General features: G+C 52.2%; 12 protein-coding genes and 1 pseudogene. 9 read left to right on the forward strand and 4 right to left on the reverse strand.

The window, feature by feature from the left end; translation table 11 throughout:
- Positions 1-101 precede the first annotated feature (101 nt).
- Entirely contained in the window at positions 102-3392 is a 3291-nt protein-coding gene (locus tag DYU11_RS03340; protein WP_119666211.1) for an Eco57I restriction-modification methylase domain-containing protein, read from the forward strand.
- Positions 3393-3450: 58 nt separating this feature from the next.
- Here DYU11_RS03340 and DYU11_RS03345 read toward each other — a convergent pair whose 3' ends face one another.
- Positions 3451-3960, reverse strand: coding sequence for a hypothetical protein (locus tag DYU11_RS03345; RefSeq protein ID WP_119666212.1), 510 nt, complete (start codon positions 3958-3960; stop codon positions 3451-3453).
- 236 nt (positions 3961-4196) lie between these two features.
- Here DYU11_RS03345 and DYU11_RS03350 point away from each other — a divergent pair, with 236 nt between their 5' ends.
- From DYU11_RS03350 to DYU11_RS03380, 7 genes and pseudogenes are all read left to right on the forward strand, one after another.
- Positions 4197-6431 carry a hypothetical protein gene (locus tag DYU11_RS03350; protein ID WP_119666213.1) on the forward strand — a complete coding sequence of 745 codons (2235 nt, stop codon included), beginning with the start codon at positions 4197-4199 and terminating at the stop codon, positions 6429-6431.
- A 234-nt stretch (positions 6432-6665) separates the two neighbouring features.
- Positions 6666-8063, forward strand: coding sequence for a hypothetical protein (locus DYU11_RS03355; protein ID WP_119666214.1), 1398 nt, complete (start codon positions 6666-6668; stop codon positions 8061-8063).
- 15 nt (positions 8064-8078) lie between these two features.
- Positions 8079-8351 carry a hypothetical protein gene (locus DYU11_RS03360; RefSeq protein ID WP_119666215.1) on the forward strand — a complete coding sequence of 91 codons (273 nt, stop codon included), beginning with the start codon at positions 8079-8081 and terminating at the stop codon, positions 8349-8351.
- 105 nt (positions 8352-8456) lie between these two features.
- Positions 8457-10772 (forward strand): BREX-1 system phosphatase PglZ type B, encoded by a 2316-nt coding sequence (pglZ, locus tag DYU11_RS03365; RefSeq protein WP_119666216.1) that lies wholly within the window; start codon positions 8457-8459, stop codon positions 10770-10772.
- A 7-nt stretch (positions 10773-10779) separates the two neighbouring features.
- Positions 10780-12825, forward strand: coding sequence for a BREX system Lon protease-like protein BrxL (gene brxL / locus DYU11_RS03370; protein ID WP_119666217.1), 2046 nt, complete (start codon positions 10780-10782; stop codon positions 12823-12825).
- Between the two features lie 24 nt (positions 12826-12849).
- Positions 12850-12960, forward strand: a pseudogene (locus DYU11_RS03375) (magnesium chelatase subunit ChlI family protein); the annotation flags it as partial.
- A 93-nt stretch (positions 12961-13053) separates the two neighbouring features.
- Positions 13054-14100, forward strand: a complete 1047-nt coding sequence (locus DYU11_RS03380) for a class I SAM-dependent methyltransferase (RefSeq protein WP_119666218.1) — start codon at positions 13054-13056, stop codon at positions 14098-14100.
- Positions 14101-14103: 3 nt separating this feature from the next.
- Here DYU11_RS03380 and lpcA read toward each other — a convergent pair whose 3' ends face one another.
- Entirely contained in the window at positions 14104-14682 is a 579-nt protein-coding gene (lpcA, locus tag DYU11_RS03385; RefSeq protein ID WP_119666219.1) for a D-sedoheptulose 7-phosphate isomerase, read from the reverse strand.
- 102 nt (positions 14683-14784) lie between these two features.
- Positions 14785-16545, reverse strand: coding sequence for a hypothetical protein (locus DYU11_RS03390; protein WP_119666220.1), 1761 nt, complete (start codon positions 16543-16545; stop codon positions 14785-14787).
- Between the two features lie 129 nt (positions 16546-16674).
- Here DYU11_RS03390 and upp point away from each other — a divergent pair, with 129 nt between their 5' ends.
- On the forward strand, positions 16675-17322 hold the full coding sequence (gene upp / locus DYU11_RS03395; protein WP_119666221.1) for a uracil phosphoribosyltransferase: 648 nt from the start codon (positions 16675-16677) through the stop codon (positions 17320-17322).
- A 68-nt stretch (positions 17323-17390) separates the two neighbouring features.
- On the opposite strand, the gene lolA1 is transcribed toward upp, so the two are convergent.
- A complete protein-coding gene (gene lolA1 / locus DYU11_RS03400; RefSeq protein WP_119666695.1) occupies positions 17391-18032 on the reverse strand; it encodes an outer membrane lipoprotein periplasmic chaperone LolA1 in 642 nt (213 codons plus the stop codon).
- Positions 18033-18036: the final 4 nt, after the last annotated feature.

An 18036-nucleotide genomic window follows, 5' to 3' on the forward strand; every position in this document is an offset into this window, starting at 1 on the left:
GGGGGGTACTTTGGCTCCCTTTAGGCGGTCCGACGCGTCGGCAGGGGGTAAACCAACATTCGCTATCTTGCAAACTATCTTATTTTCCTATCAGTCTGTTCATGCCATACCTGTCCGCTGCTCAGCGTAGCCAACTCGAAAAAACGTGTATCAAAGCCCGCCAATGGGCCGAAACGGGTGCCCGCAACGCCCTCCACACCCTGGCCGTCGATGAAGCCGAACCCTACGCCCACCTTACTCCCGATGACCGCAACCTTCGCAACCGCCTGCGCCACCGCGCCCGGCTCCTCGGCGACGAACGTATGCCCGATGGCCGGCACAGCATTGACCACCTCGCGGCCGAACTGGCCTACGAGTTCTGGCACCGGATGCTCTTTGCCCGGTTCCTGATTGGCTCCGACCTGCTGATGCACCCCGATGGTGTGGCCGTGACCCTCGAAGACTGCGACGAACTGGCTCCCGAAGAAGGCCATGCCGATAAATGGGCCGCGGCCGCGCACTACGCCAGCCTGATGCTGCCCGCTATCTTTCGGCCCGACGATCCGCTGATGCAGGTTGACTTTGCGACCGAAGACCGCATCCGGCTCGAAACGCTGCTCGATAATCTCGACAATGCTTACTTTACCGCCGACGATGCCCTGGGCTGGGTGTATCAGTTCTGGCAAAGCGAAGCCAAGGACCGCATCAACGCATCGGGCGACAAGATTGACGGGAGCCGCCTACCCGCCGTGACGCAGCTTTTCACCGAACCGTATATGGTGCGGTTTCTTATCGACAACACCATCGGTGCCTGGTGGACGGCAAGCCACCCTGATGAGCCGAGCCCCGTGCCGTTCCGCTATTTGCGTTTTACCCCCGATACCCCCCGCCCTAAAGGGGGCCTGCTGGCGCATGAACAGCCGAGTGCACAGCTATATGAGCGCCAGCAGGCCCCCTTTAGGGCGGGGGGTAAAAACGGGTCGGCGGGTGGTGCCGCCGATATTACGTTCCTCGACCCATCGATGGGTTCGGGTCATATTGTGGTAGAGGTGTTTCGGGTGCTGGTGGCCCTGCGCAGCCACGAAGAGGGCCTGCCCACCGAAGCCGCCATTGACGCCGTGCTTACCGACAACATCCACGGGCTGGAACTGGACCCACGATGTACGCAGATTGCGGCCTTCAACCTCGCCCTGGCGGCCTGGCGGCTCGGCGGGCGCTACCGGCCCCTGCCCCGGCTCAACCTGGCCTGCGCCGGACTGGCGCCCGTAGGCAAAAAAGACGACTGGATACGGCTCGTAGACGAAGCCGACAAAACCCGGCGCGATCACCTGCGCAACGGTATGGCCGACCTGTACGACCTGTTCCAGAAAGCCCCCACGCTGGGTAGCCTGCTCGACCCCACTACGCTGGTCGAGAACGCCATTACGGCTCCGTTCAGCGAACTGCTGCCCTCGCTGCAGGCGGCTCTGGCTCATGAAACGGCCGACGAACAACGGCAGCGGGGCGTTATGGCGCTGGGTATTGCGGAGGCCGGGCGGCTGCTGGCCCGTAAGTACACGCTCCAACTAACCAACGTGCCGTACCTGGCTCGGGGCAAGCAGGCCCCCGAACTGGCCGACTACTGCGCCCGCCACTTTGCCGACGCTAAAAACGACCTCGCTACGGTGTTTCTGGAGCGAATGCTGCGCATGGCCGAACGGGGCGGCACTGTGGCTACTGTCATCCCGCAGAACTGGCTATTCCTGACCTCCTACAAAGACTTTCGGAAACGCCTGCTGCTCCTGAAGCAGTGGGATTGGGTAGCGCGGCTGGGGCCGGGTGCGTTCAAAGAGATTTCAGGCGAAGTTGTAAAAGCCATTTTGGTTTCCCTCTCGAACCAGAAACCCGACGAGCAAAGCCAGTTCTGGGGTATCGACGTATCCGAACAACCTAACCCCGCCGAAAAAGATGCGGCCCTGCTCACCGCCGAGGTTAAAACGCTGAATCAGACCGGTCAGTTGAAGAATCCGGATATACGGGTAGTGCTGGAAAATAGTGAGGGAACCGAATTGTTGGAGAAGTATGCCGAATCCCCTAATGGTTTGCACGGGGGCGATTCGCAACGCTTCCGATTCTTCTTTTGGGAAGTTGATAGCGGCAATAAGAACTGGCGCTTTTTGCAAAATACTACTGATACTATTGATCACTTTTCGGGCAGAGAAAACATCTTTTACTGGCCTGATAATGGTAAAATTCATCACGAGAATCCCAATGCTCGTATCCAGGGAGATAACGCTTGGAATAAGCAAGGAGTCACGATTTCGATGATGCGTGATTTGCCTTGCACACGTTACACAGGTGAACTATTTGATATTAGCTGTTCACCTATCGTTCCCAAAGACCCTGACCATCTGCCCGCCATTTGGGCGTTCTGCTCCTCGCCCGATTTTAACCGCGAAGTCCGCAAGATTGACCAGAAACTGAACGTCACCAACGCAACGCTGGTCAAAGTTCCCTTCGACCTCGAACACTGGCAGAAAGTGGCCGCCGAGCAGTACCCGCGCGGCCTGCCCCAACCCTACTCCGACGACCCGACGCAGTGGCTTTTCCACGGTCACCCCATACCGTCAACGGCCCCGCTTCAGGTGGCCGTGGCCCGGTTGCTGGGCTACCGCTGGCCCGCCGAGTCGGACCCCGACATGGAGCTATCGGGCGAGGCCCATCGGCACATCGCGGCCATCCGCCCCCACGACCACCTTACCGACGAAGACGGCATCCTGTGTCTGCCGCCCGTCAACGGCGAACTGGCCGCCGAAGAGCGCCTGCGCGAGTACCTGCGGGCCGTATGGGGCCCCGAGTACGACGCCCACACCATCGGCGAGCTACTCAAACAGGCCGGTAGCAAAAAAGCCACGCTGGGCGAATGGCTCCGCGACGAGTTCATGGAGAGCCACAACAAGCTGTTTGGTCACCGGCCCTTCATCTGGCACATCTGGGACGGTCGGCGCGATGGCTTCGGCGCATTGGTCAACTACCACCGCCTGACCCGCGCCAACCTGCAAAAGCTCATCTACACCTACCTCGGCGACTACATACGCCAGTGCGAATCCCGCCGACAAGCCGGCGAAAGCGGAGCCGACGGTCAACTGCTGGCTGCTCAGCAGTTGCAACAGAAGCTTATGCTCATACTGGAAGGCGACGCCCCCTACGACATCTTCGTTCGCTGGAAGAAGCTCAGCGAGCAACCCGTTGGCTGGAACCCCGACCTCAACGACGGCGTCCGCCTGAACATCCGCCCGTTCATGCTGGCCGACGTATTGCGCAAAAAGCCCAACATCAAGTGGGGCATCGACCGCGGCCGCAACGCCCCCGGCGCTCCCTGGGGCGAAATCCGCGACAACGACCGGCACCTAACGCTGGCCGAGAAGCGGTAAAAAACCGCGCATACGGTCATAACCATATGCGCGGCTGGCCAGGCTATCAGACTACAGTTCAAACACCCATTGGACTCCCCGAACCTGTACCACGCTTAGGACGGCTTGAGCGAGGCTTGAGCGGGGTTTTGGGTCGACGCGGTTGACGCACACCCCGTGTAGAACGGGGAGGTGTCGGCTTGCGCCAGTTCAGGTTAAGTAGCAAAAAGACAGCGATGAAACTATTGATTACCATACTCATACGAGCGATGAACTCAGTTGTATCGGCCGTAAACGGCGACCCGTACACTACTAAGGCAACCTGCGCTACGATCAGCAGGAAGAAGTACCCCATGATGTACTTCGACGACACGTGGAATAGTCTCCGTAGTTTGCCCGCTGGCACCATTGACTTCCGATGAAACAGATCCATCAATGTTCCCGGTATCAACTGTAGAGTGGCCATCTCATACGTATCGTCAGTTAATGGGCCAAAAATCAACCCACCCGCTTTCAAAGCCAGGTAGGCATGCAGGGCCTGAATGAACAGGCAGACTGCAAAAATCACACGCTTGGGATCGGCTTGCATTGCCCACTTTGTTTAGGTGAAAAACTAAACAATATTACGGCTTTAACGCCATTTAGGCAAATATTATTTTGAATTAGTCCATATTAGCAGAATATTAAGTAACTATCTAAATATCATGCAGTAGATCTGTCCAGATGGGATACTCTTCTCTGTCCAACCAACATGAAATAAATCAATTGGACTGTCCAAATGGACTATATACATTTATGAAATTATGACTTAATCCACCCACAACCATGGCATTAGCCGAAGAAAACGCTGGACAGTATCAACGAGTACAGGATCTTCTTAAAACGTACCAGGAGCAGCAGCCCAAACCCTTAAGTTGGGCTCAATTGTCCGCTAGATTAGGCAAAGGTTTTTCCCGACAAACCCTCTATCGGGCCTTTTACCCAGAGACCCATGGCAAAGACCAGTTGCCCGAAACACACCGAGTTCTTTTAGAAGCCCTGATTCAGCGTTTTAAAGAGTTATTGCAATTGTCTGTGCCTCCTTCATTCCCCCTGCCCGACCAGGCATCAGCCCAATCTAAACTGGCAACACCCAATGATCGCTTCCTCGAATTTAAGCTATACTATTGGGATTGGAACATAGCCGTGCCGGATGCTCCTTCCAACTTCAACGGTTCGGTGGTGACAGGCCTATTCTATCTGCCCAAAAATTGGCAAAATAGCACAAAGCAGTTAAGGCCAAGCAAAAAGAAGGAGTTCACTCAGGAAGTGATGCTGGTGCTGCACGATGGCGTCGAAACAGAAGGAGAACTTTGGGTACGTGAACACCAGCCTGGAAAGTACGACCTTAGTGCCCGATTTAGGCGGGACGGCGCACCCGACCTGTTCCTGACGCTTCACATTCGTGACGATCGAGACTTGTCACTTTTGGTAGGTGCGTTTACAACGGCTGATGCCGAACAGCATAGCCCTATGCATGGCACCTTATATCTGCGTCAGGTAGAGACTGCTGAAAAAGCTACGCTTACCAGTTCGTCTACTAGCCAACCGTCTGCTCATGATGAAACGGACCTTATGATTCGTCAGGCTTTGTTTCAACAGACATATGTACTGAAAGATAAACATACGCTACCTGAGTTTGTCAAAGGAGCTTATAAAACCCTTATTCATCGATTATCCCAGAAAACCTTTGCGGGATATTTCATCCATACACAAGAGAAAGCACTGGAGCATTTCAGGTTAAAAATCTTCCCGGATGGGCATGTAGTAATCGTCTACCACAATGGTATTAGTCACCTGGGGCAGTTCAGGTCTTACCACGAACGGCTTATGTGGCTTGCTTTCGACTACGATATAAAGTGGGGCATCCACCGCTATCGGATGATCTTCTGGAAACACCCAACGCAGTCTGACTGGTATCTGGGCGTCGGTAGTGGTTCTGAGAAAGCCGGTATGCAAATCTTTATGAACCGCGTTGCCATGTATGAGACCCAGGATACATGGGATCACAAATCAGTGTCGGCCGACAATCCTATCCCACTAAATACAGCCTATACGACCGATTTAAATGCGCTCTTCAGTAAATATCCGCTGCTCCGGGAATATCTTTCGGGCGAACATACAGCCAACATTACGAACAACGAACTGCTCTCCGAGACGCCTTTTATCCTTCAGAAAGCTGGATTGCTTCCTGAAGTCCGGCCCGAAGAAACGGTTGTGGGTTTAGCTGGTCAACATGATGTTCGGTTGCTTAAGGGTAATTACTTACTGTATTCACTGGCCCGCGAAACGACTCCCGATGGAAAAGATGAATGGTTCGAGATAGTCCAGATGCCTTTGACCATTTACGCCAATAGTACACTTGAAATGGTGGGTGATCAGAAAAAGTACTTCGGCCAGATGAAGCGGGAGGGCGAACGGTTGGTATTACAGTTTACCAAACGACTGTTTGATGGTAGTGACGAACAGGAATCAACATTTATGTGCTATTGCCTGCGCCTAAACACTAATGATGGGCAACAGATTGGGCACTCCATTGGCACCATGGTCCGCTTCGTCAGCACTATGCCCGAAGCCCGCACAGTCATTATGGTTAGGCATGACAACGGCGAAGCGCTTCAATACAAGGCGTACCGATCTTTTTCGCCCGATTGGGTCACGTTACACGGCAGCGACGAGGGTTATGTTACGCGCTATTTTGCTGGTCGGATAAATAGGATTTTGGTCCCTCATGACGAGGGGCGGAAATTACCTGAAAATCGGCAGAAGCCGTTCCGCCAGCTATATGCGTATGCCGCTTTAGCGCATCAGGACGGCAGCAACCACAAAGAGTTCGTAGATTACTTCCATCAGGCCGCCTTGCACAGTTTTGGCGAAGTAGAGGAAGACAAGGGCCTGTTTGCTAAGCTGAAGAAAGCCTTCCTGGAATCACATAGTGCGTACTATGCCCGGTGGAACAAAATAACCAAACGTAAAGCCGATGAATTGATGATATACATCCGGCTTATCGATGGAGCGTAAAATGTCTAAAACAGTACTTATAGGATAAAAAAACGGGATTTTTCCCGGTGCGCGAGTTGAGATATGATGCGTAGGTTTGGGGGTGTTAGATGGTCCTGTCGAAATTGCTACATAGTGATGAAAAATCCGATAGTCTTCGCTCTATTAATCTTAATGTCAGCCACTGTTTCATCCTGTGGCCTTTTCGGTAGCCGTAATCTGGCAAAACGCTATCGGAATACTGACAACATTAAAATGTACAAGGCTATTCAAGGTGCTAACACTGATGAGGTATCCCAAAAAAGCAGAAGCTTCGTGGAAACTGAACTAAACAGTTCAACTATCCGTGAAATTCCAGCCTCCACTCCAACTACGGTTTACAATCTTCTGAGCCTATCACCGGAAGGGCAGGCCCAACTCATCAAATCACTAGAAACCAAGTCATCCAGCCTGACAGCGTTAACAGCTCAATTGAATAAGAATTTTTCTTTTACCAAAGATGTGATCAAACCAAATGTTAAAATCATTCCTAAAACAATAAAAAAGGCTCTTGTTTTTACCGTCAATCGGCAGCATGCGACTCCGTCAAGTAATGGGCTAAGTGTCACCCTTAACAAGAAAGGTGATCGAGTTGATTACCTGGAATTGGAAGTTGATTTGGCACAAAACAGCAAAGCTTCGTTTGATTCTTGGGATAAATTTGTAACTGATTACCTAACCCTAAATTTAGGTAAAGTAACGTCGTCCCAACAATGGAATGCCACCCTCAATGTAAATGCAGGAGGAGGCAGTACTATTTCCTTAACGGGTGGTGGCACTACCGAGGACTCGGATACTGGTAAAGACGTTAGAGTAGCTAACCTGGTGGAAGGTACTGCACCACAAACTCAAACAGTTACAGCCACAAACGAGCAGTCAACATTAGATAAAAGCACAACAAACAATTCAAGAGTTACAGGAAGTAACCTTCAACTAGGGGCAGGTGGCAGTGTTGGCTTCACAGATAAACTAGAAACGGCTTTAGATCTATCGAGTCGGGTTATTAAACTGTCAGGTACACTCGCCGAAAATAAGCTAATATTACGTCAGGAAAGCGGACAGGGTTTTGATTTAAGCGGAAACGTTGTAGTATCAGTTGATTATGCTTTGAGTGACGATTGGGCGCAGCCAGTTCGATTCACAAAATATAAGTCTCTGTTCGACGACACAGGTAAGCCATTGGCCATTGCAGACCTCAAAATAGACTATTTTACAGTAATTTACCCTAATATTCAGGCAGATATCACCGGGACTTTAACCTATAATTTTATTTACCGTCAAGTAGAAAAAGGGAGCAAACACCTACCCGAAGCACGTCATAAAGCGAGGTATATTTATGGCATTGTAAAACCGGATTCAGCTCATCCAGCACAGGAAATTTTGGTTCGGAAGTCAGATATCGTACCTAAGAAATACAAAATTGGAGATAATACGCATTACATAGTTGCTAATACAGAGGAATTACAATTTGAAACTGCCCAAGAAGCTCTTGCTTTTTTTCACTATTTAGGCGCCCTTTTCGCGGCTGGTGCTACAACTATTCCGAACTTCACCCTAAATAGTCTACCAATCGATTTAGCTATCTACAAAACTCTGGTAATAAAAACACTTTAAACACATGTTTTAAGTATGGATAAATTGCAACAAGCATTGGAAGGAATCGCTAAAGAAATATTGTCCAAATACAGCGATTTGACGATTGATGACTATAAGGTAGTTGTACACAACATCGACTTTGAGTTGTACCCCATAACAACCAAAACAATGGCAGAATTCAATGACGGCAGTTTTGCCATGACAGCTGAACTTGAAGGTACAGAACTTTTACTGCTGGAAGCGAAATGCAGTAAAGATGAGTTTGGACGTCCGGTTTGCCCGATTAAGCCCAAACCAAAACCCTGATTCGCTTTCCCATAAAAACTTTTTTTTGCCGGTGATGTCCACGCCTTCGGGGTTCGTTTGAACACCTTTCCGTATTTTTGGCATCTGTCAACACCGTATAGATTGATGCCCGATTCCCTACTGCAACGTATTCTGAACGGCCTTCGGCTGGCCGAACAGCATAATGTAAATGTAATGGTTCGGCCGGAGGTCATTCTCTGGCCCGACCCCGATCGGCAGTGGGAGCCCGTTATTGACCAGGTGCAGCAACACCGGCCCGGGCTGATACGGCTGGGCCATTACGTCCCCCAGCAACTACAAGGCCCGGCCATCTACCTCAAGTGCTTAGTCGGCCGTACCTTACCTGAAGCTGATTGGCCAGCCGAGCAAATACCAGTGATTTACTTACCCGGCGTATCACGACAGATGCTCCGGCCTCAAAAGCCAGTTTCACCTGAACTGCGTCCGCTGGTTGAGTACCTGTACACCGGTACTGTCTGGTTACAGGAAAACGGTAAAGAGTGGACTGTACTGGCCCTGCTAACCAACGCTCAAAACGGCCTGGGCCTGCGCGTCGCTACCGACCATGCCACGCGCGAAACACTCACCAGTGCCTTACCTTCTCTCTTCCTGGAAGATCGTTCGGCTTACGACCGAACCATTATTGATGCTGATTTTCTATATGACCGGCTTCTCCCCGATGTTGTGCCGGGCATACTGTCGTGGTTGAATGAAGGCGAGCCGTATTTAAATCAACTTCCGCCCGACAAACGTATTTTGTTCGCTAAAGTCTGCCGAAGCCGCTACGGAGTCGAGCCGGTGAACGGTCAGATGGTCGAGGTCGCCCGGCAGTTAGGCGAACAACGGGGCAACTGGTCGGCAGTCTGGCAGTACTATGCCAACGCCCCCCGTAAGTTTCCGGCTATTGCTCTTCTCCTGCAACAAGCTCTTCCCGACGGCAAACCCACCAACGGCACCGCTGAAAGCTGGCCGGTGGTCAATAAACTGGCCGAGGACGAGCTTCGTGTTCAACTCCTCACCCTACCCAGTCAGCCTGTCATGGCAGCGGTTGATCAATTAGCCACCCTCGCCCGCGACCATGCACACCGTCAGCGTTGGGTCTGGGCAGAGCTGGGTCAGGCTCCGCTGGCCACCGCCGTGCAACATCTCAGCCAGATGGCCGATGTCGCCACGGCTCCTTTTCCGGCGCAAACCTTAGCCGATATGCAGGCGTATTATCGCCAAACCGGCCACCGGGCCGACCGCGCTATGCGGCAAGCCTTGGCCAGCGTACGGAGCCTGTCCGACCGTGAGGCCGTCAATGGCATCATCAATGCTCTTTACCGGCCGTGGCTGGAAAACCTTGCGGTAAAATTTCAGGCGTTACTGGCACAGGACGCCACTGCCTTGACAAACCCACCTGCCCACGCTGGCGCAGGAGACTTTGTCTTGTTTGTCGATGCGTTACGTTACGAACTGGCTGTTGACTTTGTTGAGCGCTTACGGGGAGCGGGTTACCGCGTTGAACTAACCGACGGTTGGTCGGCCCTGCCCAGCCTGACACCCACAGCGAAGCCTGCCGTTTCGCCCGTCGCCGAAGCCATTGATCCAAATAGTTCGTTCGAAGAGTTTAGACCGGCATTGGCGACATCCGGCAAGGCGCTGACAACAGCCAACTTCCGCACAGAGTTAACGCGTCAGGGCTTTGCCTACGTAACGAATACCAGCACACTTCCGGCCGAGCAGCAGGGCTGGCAGGAGATTGGCGACATTGATCGCAAGGGGCATGAGGAAGGAGTCGACATGGTGCGCCGGGTTGATGAGTTATTCGACCAACTCCGCGAAACGCTGGATGGGATTTTAGCACGGGGTGTCCAACAGGTAACCCTGGTTACGGACCACGGCTGGCTACTCTTGCCCGGTGGTCTGCCCAAAGCAGACTTACCAGCCCACCTTACCGAAACCCGCTGGGGCCGATGCGCCGTGGTTAAAGAAGGGGCCAAAACTAGCTTATTGCAGTTACCCTGGCGTTGGAACCCCAGTTTGTTTGTAGCCTACGCACCAGGTGTCTCGTTTTTCAAAGCCAACGAAGTATACGCTCACGGCGGGTTGTCGCTTCAGGAGTGCTTTGTTCCAATGCTCCGAATTGAATCAGCCAACGCTCAGCCCGTAAAGCCCGCTCTAATTAGGGCAGTCCGTTGGGTGGGTATGCGTTGCGTAGTTGAGACCGAAAACGCCCGGGACGGTTATCGGCTGGATATGCGTACCAAACTGACGGATGCCAGTAGCAGCGTGGTTGTATCGGCTGAGTTACCCACCGTCCGTGCTAACAAAGGAAACATTTTTGTTGATGACGCTGAAGAAGGCAAGGCCGTGCAGCTTATCTTGCTGAACGAAGCTGACCAGATCGTGGCCAAACAATTAACCACCGTGGGTGGCTAATGTACTAATGGAATTAGATTCAATTGACCAGATAGCGGCCCGTGCATTCGAGGGCTATATTGTTCGCAAAGATTTACTGGAGCCGTTTCGCAAAACGTACCCTATTCCAACCTACGTCATTGAGTTTCTGCTTGGCCGCTACTGCGCTACCACCGACGAAACAGAAATGCAGCAGGGACTGGAAATTGTTCGGCGGCAATTGCAGGATCGTACTGTACGGCCGGGCGAGGAAGAGTACGTTAAGTCGAAAGCTCGTGAGAAAGGTTCTATCCGGCTCATTGATAACCTGACCGCCCGGCTCGACCCACGAACTGACAGCTACGTAGCCACGCTGCCAAGTTTAATGCTGAATACGGTCCGGATTTCTCCAGAGTTGGTTAACGCCAATGATCGAATGCTTACAGGCGGCTTTTACGCCGAAGTCGAACTGACCTACGACGCTACAATTGCACAGGAAAACGGTGGTCGTCCGTTCGGCATTGATAGTATTCGGCCTATTCAACTTTCTCAACGAAACGTACTGGCGATTCTATACAAAGGTCGTAGTCAATTCACCTGGTCTGACTGGCGTGACTTCTTAATCCGCAGCGTCGGTTTTGAGCCAGCGACGTTAAGCGAACGGGCTAAGAATGTGCTGCTGGTGCGCATGATCCCGTTTGTTGAACGCAATTACAACGCGGTTGAACTAGGGCCACGCGGCACAGGTAAATCACACCTTTACCAACAGTTGTCGCCTTACTCACATCTGGTATCCGGTGGCAAAACAACCGTAGCCCGGATGTTCGTGAATATGGCTTCCGGCGAACGGGGTCTCGTGTGCAAATATGATGTTGTCTGTTTCGATGAAGTATCTGGCGTGTCGTTCGATCAGAAAGACGGAGTCAACATCATGAAGGGTTACATGGAAAGTGGCGAGTTTAGCCGGGGCAAAGAGCCGATTCGAGCTGATGGAGGGATTGTCATGGTTGGTAACTTTGACGTAGATATAGAACATCAGCAGCGCATTAGTCATCTTTTTGGCCCCTTGCCTCCCGAAATGCGTGATGACACCGCCTTCATGGATCGCATTCATGCCTTTGTGCCTGGCTGGGATTTTCCTAAACTAAACCGCCACTACTTCACTACGCATTTTGGTCTGGTCAGCGACTTCCTGGCCGAAAGCTGGACCCGCTTGCGCGACGTCAGTCGTTTATCGAGCATTTTACCTCGATTAGATTTTGGTGGAGCACTGAGTGGACGTGACACTACAGCAATCCACAAGACAATGAACGGGCTACTCAAACTTATGCAACCTAATCCAGATGCCCACATTACGGACGAGGAGTTAGCCTGGGCGGTGCAAGTAGCGCTGGAATATCGTCGTAGGGTAAAGGAGCAGCAGAAGAGGATTGGGTCTGCTGAGTTTAGAAGCACTCATTTCAGTTACCGGCTTCTTCCTGAGGGAGTCGAAACATTTGTAGCTACTCCTGAGCTACACAGTGAAACAACCATTGGAGAAGACCCACAACCACCTGGCTCAGTATGGACAATCAGCACTGGAACAGTTGATGAGCCTGCCGGACTGTTTAAAGTAGAATCAACCGTTGGACCGGGTAATGGCGTACGAATTTTAAACAAGCCCACTCCTCCTCCCTTTCAGGAAAGTGTTCGGTTTGCCGAGCAGAATCTATATAATCGAGCTAAGGAACTTATCGGCGACCGAGACCCACGTTCGCACGAATACTCTGTTCAACTTCGTGCGTTTGATTCCGCCCGCAGTGGAAGCAGTCTGGGGGTTGGTGTGCTGATAGCACTATGTAGTACCACGCTGGGACGTAGCGTTCGGGGCGGAATGGCTATTGTAGGGCAACTAAATCTGGGTGGATCAATTGATCCAGTCTATAATGCTATCACCATAGCCGAACTAGCTGTCGAAAAAGGTGCATCGACTTTACTATTTCCTCTTAACGCTCGCCGTCAATTGAATGACCTGTCAGACGAAATGATTACAAAGGTTAATATACAATATTATAATGATGTTCGGGATTGCCTAGTAAAAGCATTGGTTGAATGAACTCTACAAATATTTTATTGGAGCAAAGTGTCGCGTACCATCGCCGATCTGGCCGGCACGGAGGAGATTCGCATCGAGCACCTCGCCGAAGCGATTCAGTACCGGAGCCTGGATCGGGAGAACTGGGCCGGATGAGTCGGATTACCGTTTTTACTACCGAAGAGTAAGCCGCTAAGCCGTTTGGTGCCAAAAACAGTTATGTCTGAATAGTATTTGTTTCAGCTATTCATGCAACTGACCATAACGCCCGAAAATCCAGTCGAGTGGTTTGCCCTAAAAGCCAATCTTGTCCCTGTTCCGCTGCTTCACGCTCAGATTATGCCGGTTGTGGCCAAGGCCGTGCTGGAAGCCTCCGATAAGGGTGTTTTCGAGGCAATGAAAGATAAACCTCAGTCGGTCGATGAACTGGCCGCTCACCTACAGTTACACCCCAAAGCCCTCGGGGAGCTGATGGGCCTGCTGACGGCGCTGGACTATTTCCACTACGAGAATGGGCGGTTTGCCCTGACGCGCATGGCCCGTCGGTTTGTACTCAAAGACGATGCGATGTCGGTACATGGCATGATGGTTTTCAACAACCGGGTTGTATGGGAGTGGATGAGCCATCTGGGCGACTACCTGAAAACCGGCCAGGGCATTCAATACCACGAAACGCTTTCCAAGGAGCAGTGGGCGTACTACCAGCAGGCTATGGTGGCGGCTACGGGCACCGAAGCCCGGGAATTTGGCCGGCGCGCACCCGTACCTAAATCGGCAACGCGAATGCTCGATATTGGCGGTTCACACGGCCAGCATTCGGTTGTGCTGTGTCGGAAACTCCCGGCCTTGCGCTCAACCATCCTTGACTTACCTCCGGCCATTGAACAGTCGGCTCCGTTTCTGGCCCGGCAAGGCATGGGCGACCGCGTCGGCTACCAGCCCGGCAACGCCCTGACCGACGATTTCGGGACCGATCAGTTCGACATTGTGTTACTGTCCAGCCTGGCCCACCATTTTACGCCGGAACAGAATCAACTCGTTACGAATAAAGTGGCGAAGGCCCTGCGCTCCGGTGGCGTATTCATCGTGAATGAGTTTATCCGGCCGGACATTACCACCAAACCGGACCTTGTCGGTAGCAGCACCGACCTTTTCTACGGACTGAGCAGCACCGCGGGAAACTACCTGATTGATGAGATTAAGCACTGGCAAACGGCCGCCGGACTTAAGCCGCACAAGGTTGTTCACTACCGGACCATCCCCAGCCGGGCCATGGTTGTCGCCAGAAAACCCTGATGATTACTGCCCGATCACCTGTTTCTCGATCAGCAAAATCAGCAGGTGAATGACCTTGATATGAATTTCCTGAATGCGGTCGGCGTACCCAAAATGCGGCACCCGGATCTCAACGTCGGCCTGGCCAGCCAGTTTACCGCCGTTCTTCCCGGTCAGCAGGACAATGGTCATGCCTTTCTGGCGGGCCGTTTCTACAGCCTGGATGACATTGGCCGAATTGCCGCTGGTGCTGATACCGAGCAGTACGTCGCCCGCGTTGCCGAGTCCTTCAACGAACCGGGAGAAGACATAATCATAACCGTAGTCGTTGCCGACGCAGGACAGGTGGCTTACGTCGGAGATGGCAATGGCTGCCAGTGACCGGCGATTTTCGCGGTATCGGCCCGATAGCTCCTCCGCAAAGTGCATAGCATCGCAGTGGGAGCCGCCGTTTCCGCACGAAATAATTTTATGACCGGTCTGCAGCGCGTCGGCCATGAGCCGGGCAGCCGCTTCGATGGCGGTAAGGTTAGCAGGATCGTTGATGAATGTATCCAGAACCGACTGCGCTTCGGTCAGTTCCTGGCGTATGATGTCGAGCATTTCTATGCGTTTTCAGTTTACGGTTTTCTGTCTGAAAAACCGTAGCGCCGGCAAAGTTGCCTACTTGGCCGCAATAACCATGAACCAAAACCCGAAAACTTTCTAAAAGACCGGACTGCGATAACCGAAATTCCAGCGCAGAGCCAGACTGGCCACCCGATTCACGTAGTCGTTCTCATTGAACTGACTATCCTGGAAACGGTACAGATACCGGCCCTCCACAAACACATTGTGACGAAACATATACGACACCCGTGCATCGGCATACGTTACCATGGTCGTGCGCCCCTGCCCTATGAAATTACCTTCTTGTCGAAACGCCTGCCGGTAGTCTTTCATAACGTTTCCGCCGTAGTTACGGTTGGGGGGATCCGTACCAAACTTCATGATGCCAAACGTACCGTTGATGAACAGCTTTTTGTTCTGGTAGCGTACAACGCCAATGCCTTCAATAAAATTAGCGCCCAGTGGGTGAGCCAGGGGCTGGTTGTAGTGCGTATAGCTGGTCTGTCCGGTTTTGTGTGAGTACGTGTATGGACGAGCCAGATTCAATTCAGCCTGAAGGTCCAGATTGGGAATCGTTAAGGCATCGATGTATTTCAGGCCCGCCTGCAACGCAAACTTGTTAGTTACGGAACCTTGCCCTTTACGCAGACTATCGATCAGGAATTCGTCGAGTATGAACTGGCTGTAAAACTGAAAATGCGACAAGAAATTGGCCTTGAAATCAATGCCAATCAGTGCGTTATCGGCGCTGCCGCGGTATGACTCAACGTACCGATACAGGATGATCGGGTTCAGGTAGCTTAAATCCAGCCGGTCGCGGCTGAACACCTCGGCTTCGAACACCCCTACGTTAATATTCGGGGTTATGTTGATACTCAGGTGGTGCATGGCCGCAAACTTCTGCGGAATCAGCGAGTCGGCCGCTACGGGTCGCTCGGTATTCTGTAGCTGCGTGAACAGATTGGTATACTGAATATTACGTCCGATGCGGGTCGAAAACTTCAGGAACATATACGGAGCGCTATTGTCCGACAGCAGCATGGAGCGAAACCCATTGCCGATGAAGTTCCGGTCGTGCCCAAACTGGATGTTGATGACCTTTAAGGCATTGAACGTAATGTAGCCCCGGGCCGTCAGAAAGTCGGCTCCGGTTGTGCGATACTGCTTGGCTAATCCTTCGCCCGGAGCAAAGCCAACGCCCTGATCGGGACGGCGATAGAGTCGGGCGTAGTCGTCGACGTAGCGGGGGAAGATGGCCTGGTTATCCGCAAAAAACGTGTAAAAGCCCAGCCGTCGGCTGATCGATCCCCGCACTTCGAGCCCCCTCGTATTCACAAACGGCTGCCCGTCTCGTTTAGGCTCGGTATCACTCAGTCCCGTTACCTGTTCGTTTCCCATCCCGAAATAAAACACCGGGTTCACGTGCAGATCGACATCGGCATTCTGAAAATTATAAAAATCGGCTTTTTTGCGGTAAAAGTGTTTCAAAAACGGCCGACGGCTATCGCCGGGCGAAGGAGGAGGGAGTAAATGCTTGGTAAACGGATCGAGCGCCAGCGTATCGGCCGGCGAAGGTACCCACTCCCAACTGTCGTCGCGCAGGTAGTTGTAGTTGAAATAGTCCGTATCCGATAAGGGACGATCACCACTCTGAGCCAGGCTATCGGTCAGTTGGATAATGCTCTGCCGGCTATACGGTTTTATGGTGCTGTGAAACCCCTCCGCCCATCGGTTCCGCCGAATCTCGATCCGGTCGATCAGATGATAATAATCACTATTGAGGGGTGCAAACGGGCTTTGGGCCCAGGCCGGAAGTGCAAATACTATAAAACTGAAAACGTAAACTATTCTTCGCATATACGTTACCGGCTGATTCCTTTCACAACGTTCTTTTTCGCTATCGGCTCCATATGACCCACAAATTAGGTATTTGGTTTGGATATACGCCAGCCATGCGGCTAATTTACACCGAAAGACCGGGCCATCATGTTTGTTTTTACGAAGCAACCTTCAATAGCGAATCAGTTTATTGCCGAATTACGCGACGTTTCGGTTCAGCAGGACCGGCTCCGTTTCCGCCGAAACCTGGAACGGTTAGGGGAATTAATGGCGTATGAAATATCAAAAACGCTACCCTACCACAACGTCAACGTTCCTACTCCACTCGGCGTATCTAAAACGCAATTACCGCGCCAACAGCCGGTTTTAGCGACAATTTTACGCGCTGGATTACCTTTTCATCAAGGGTTTACCAACTTTTTTGATCAGGCCGAAAATGCCTTTGCGGGGGCGTATCGGGGCTACGCACTTGGGTCGAACGACGAATTTGAGATTGCGATGGATTACATCAGCAGTCCGGATCTGAGCGGCAAAACGCTAATCCTGAGCGATCCGATGCTGGCGACGGGCCGTTCGCTCGAAAAAGTGTATCATGCGCTGCTTCGGTACGGTATTCCGGCACAGACCCACATCGCGGCCGTGCTGGCCAGTCCCGAAGGAATCGCCTATGTGCAGGAACGGCTCCCGCAGTGTCACTTATGGCTGGGGGCTATTGACGATCACCTCAACGACCACTTTTATATTGTTCCCGGGCTCGGCGACGCGGGTGACCTGGCTTTCGGGCAGAAAGTATAAACCAGCAAACGGTGCCGGGATACGCAGTTTGATACTACGTATCCCGGCACCGTTTTTTTCTTTTTTCCTTAGCGCAGGTCCACTACTTCAACGCCGGGGTACTTTGCTTTATCGAAAGCAAAATAACTGTCCGTTACGTTAACGTTCGGCGCAAATTTCGTGATGTTGTAGGTCGTGCGCTTTCCGTCCTTATTGATGATCACCCAGTTTCGCACCGATTTGTCCGCCTTATCGACCGAAATCTGAATGCTGGCAATCTGGCTCTTGTCGCGGTTGGGTTTTAATTCAATCACCTCCAGCGTACGACCACCCTGCTTCTGTTCTTTAAGAAACCGGTAATCGAAGCCACGCTTGTAGATGGTGTAAATCTGGGTTGGGTTCAGTTCGTTGGTAGCGCTGCCGTCGTAGTCCTGTACGTTCACTTCGTTGGACTCCTTGATGTAGGTGTACATCGTCTTACCATCGTTGAACACCTCCTGCCCACCCAGGTTCAGCCGAAATTTGGCGTCTTTGACTGTCAGATCGCCTTTCAGGGTTTCGCTGGCTCCGCCCCCGGCACTGGTGTACGTAAACGCAGCCTGGTAGCTTTTCAGGGCTTTATATTTTTTGCTCATTGCATCCAGAATATCCTGCGCACGTTTGTCTTTCTGGGCCGATGCAGGCAATGCCATCATGGCCACTAAACCAAGCAGCAGGGCTGCTTTCTGTATCATA

Origin of the sequence: Fibrisoma montanum (assembly GCF_003583365.1) — a bacterium.
Taxonomy (GTDB): Bacteria; Bacteroidota; Bacteroidia; order Cytophagales; family Spirosomataceae; genus Fibrisoma; species Fibrisoma montanum.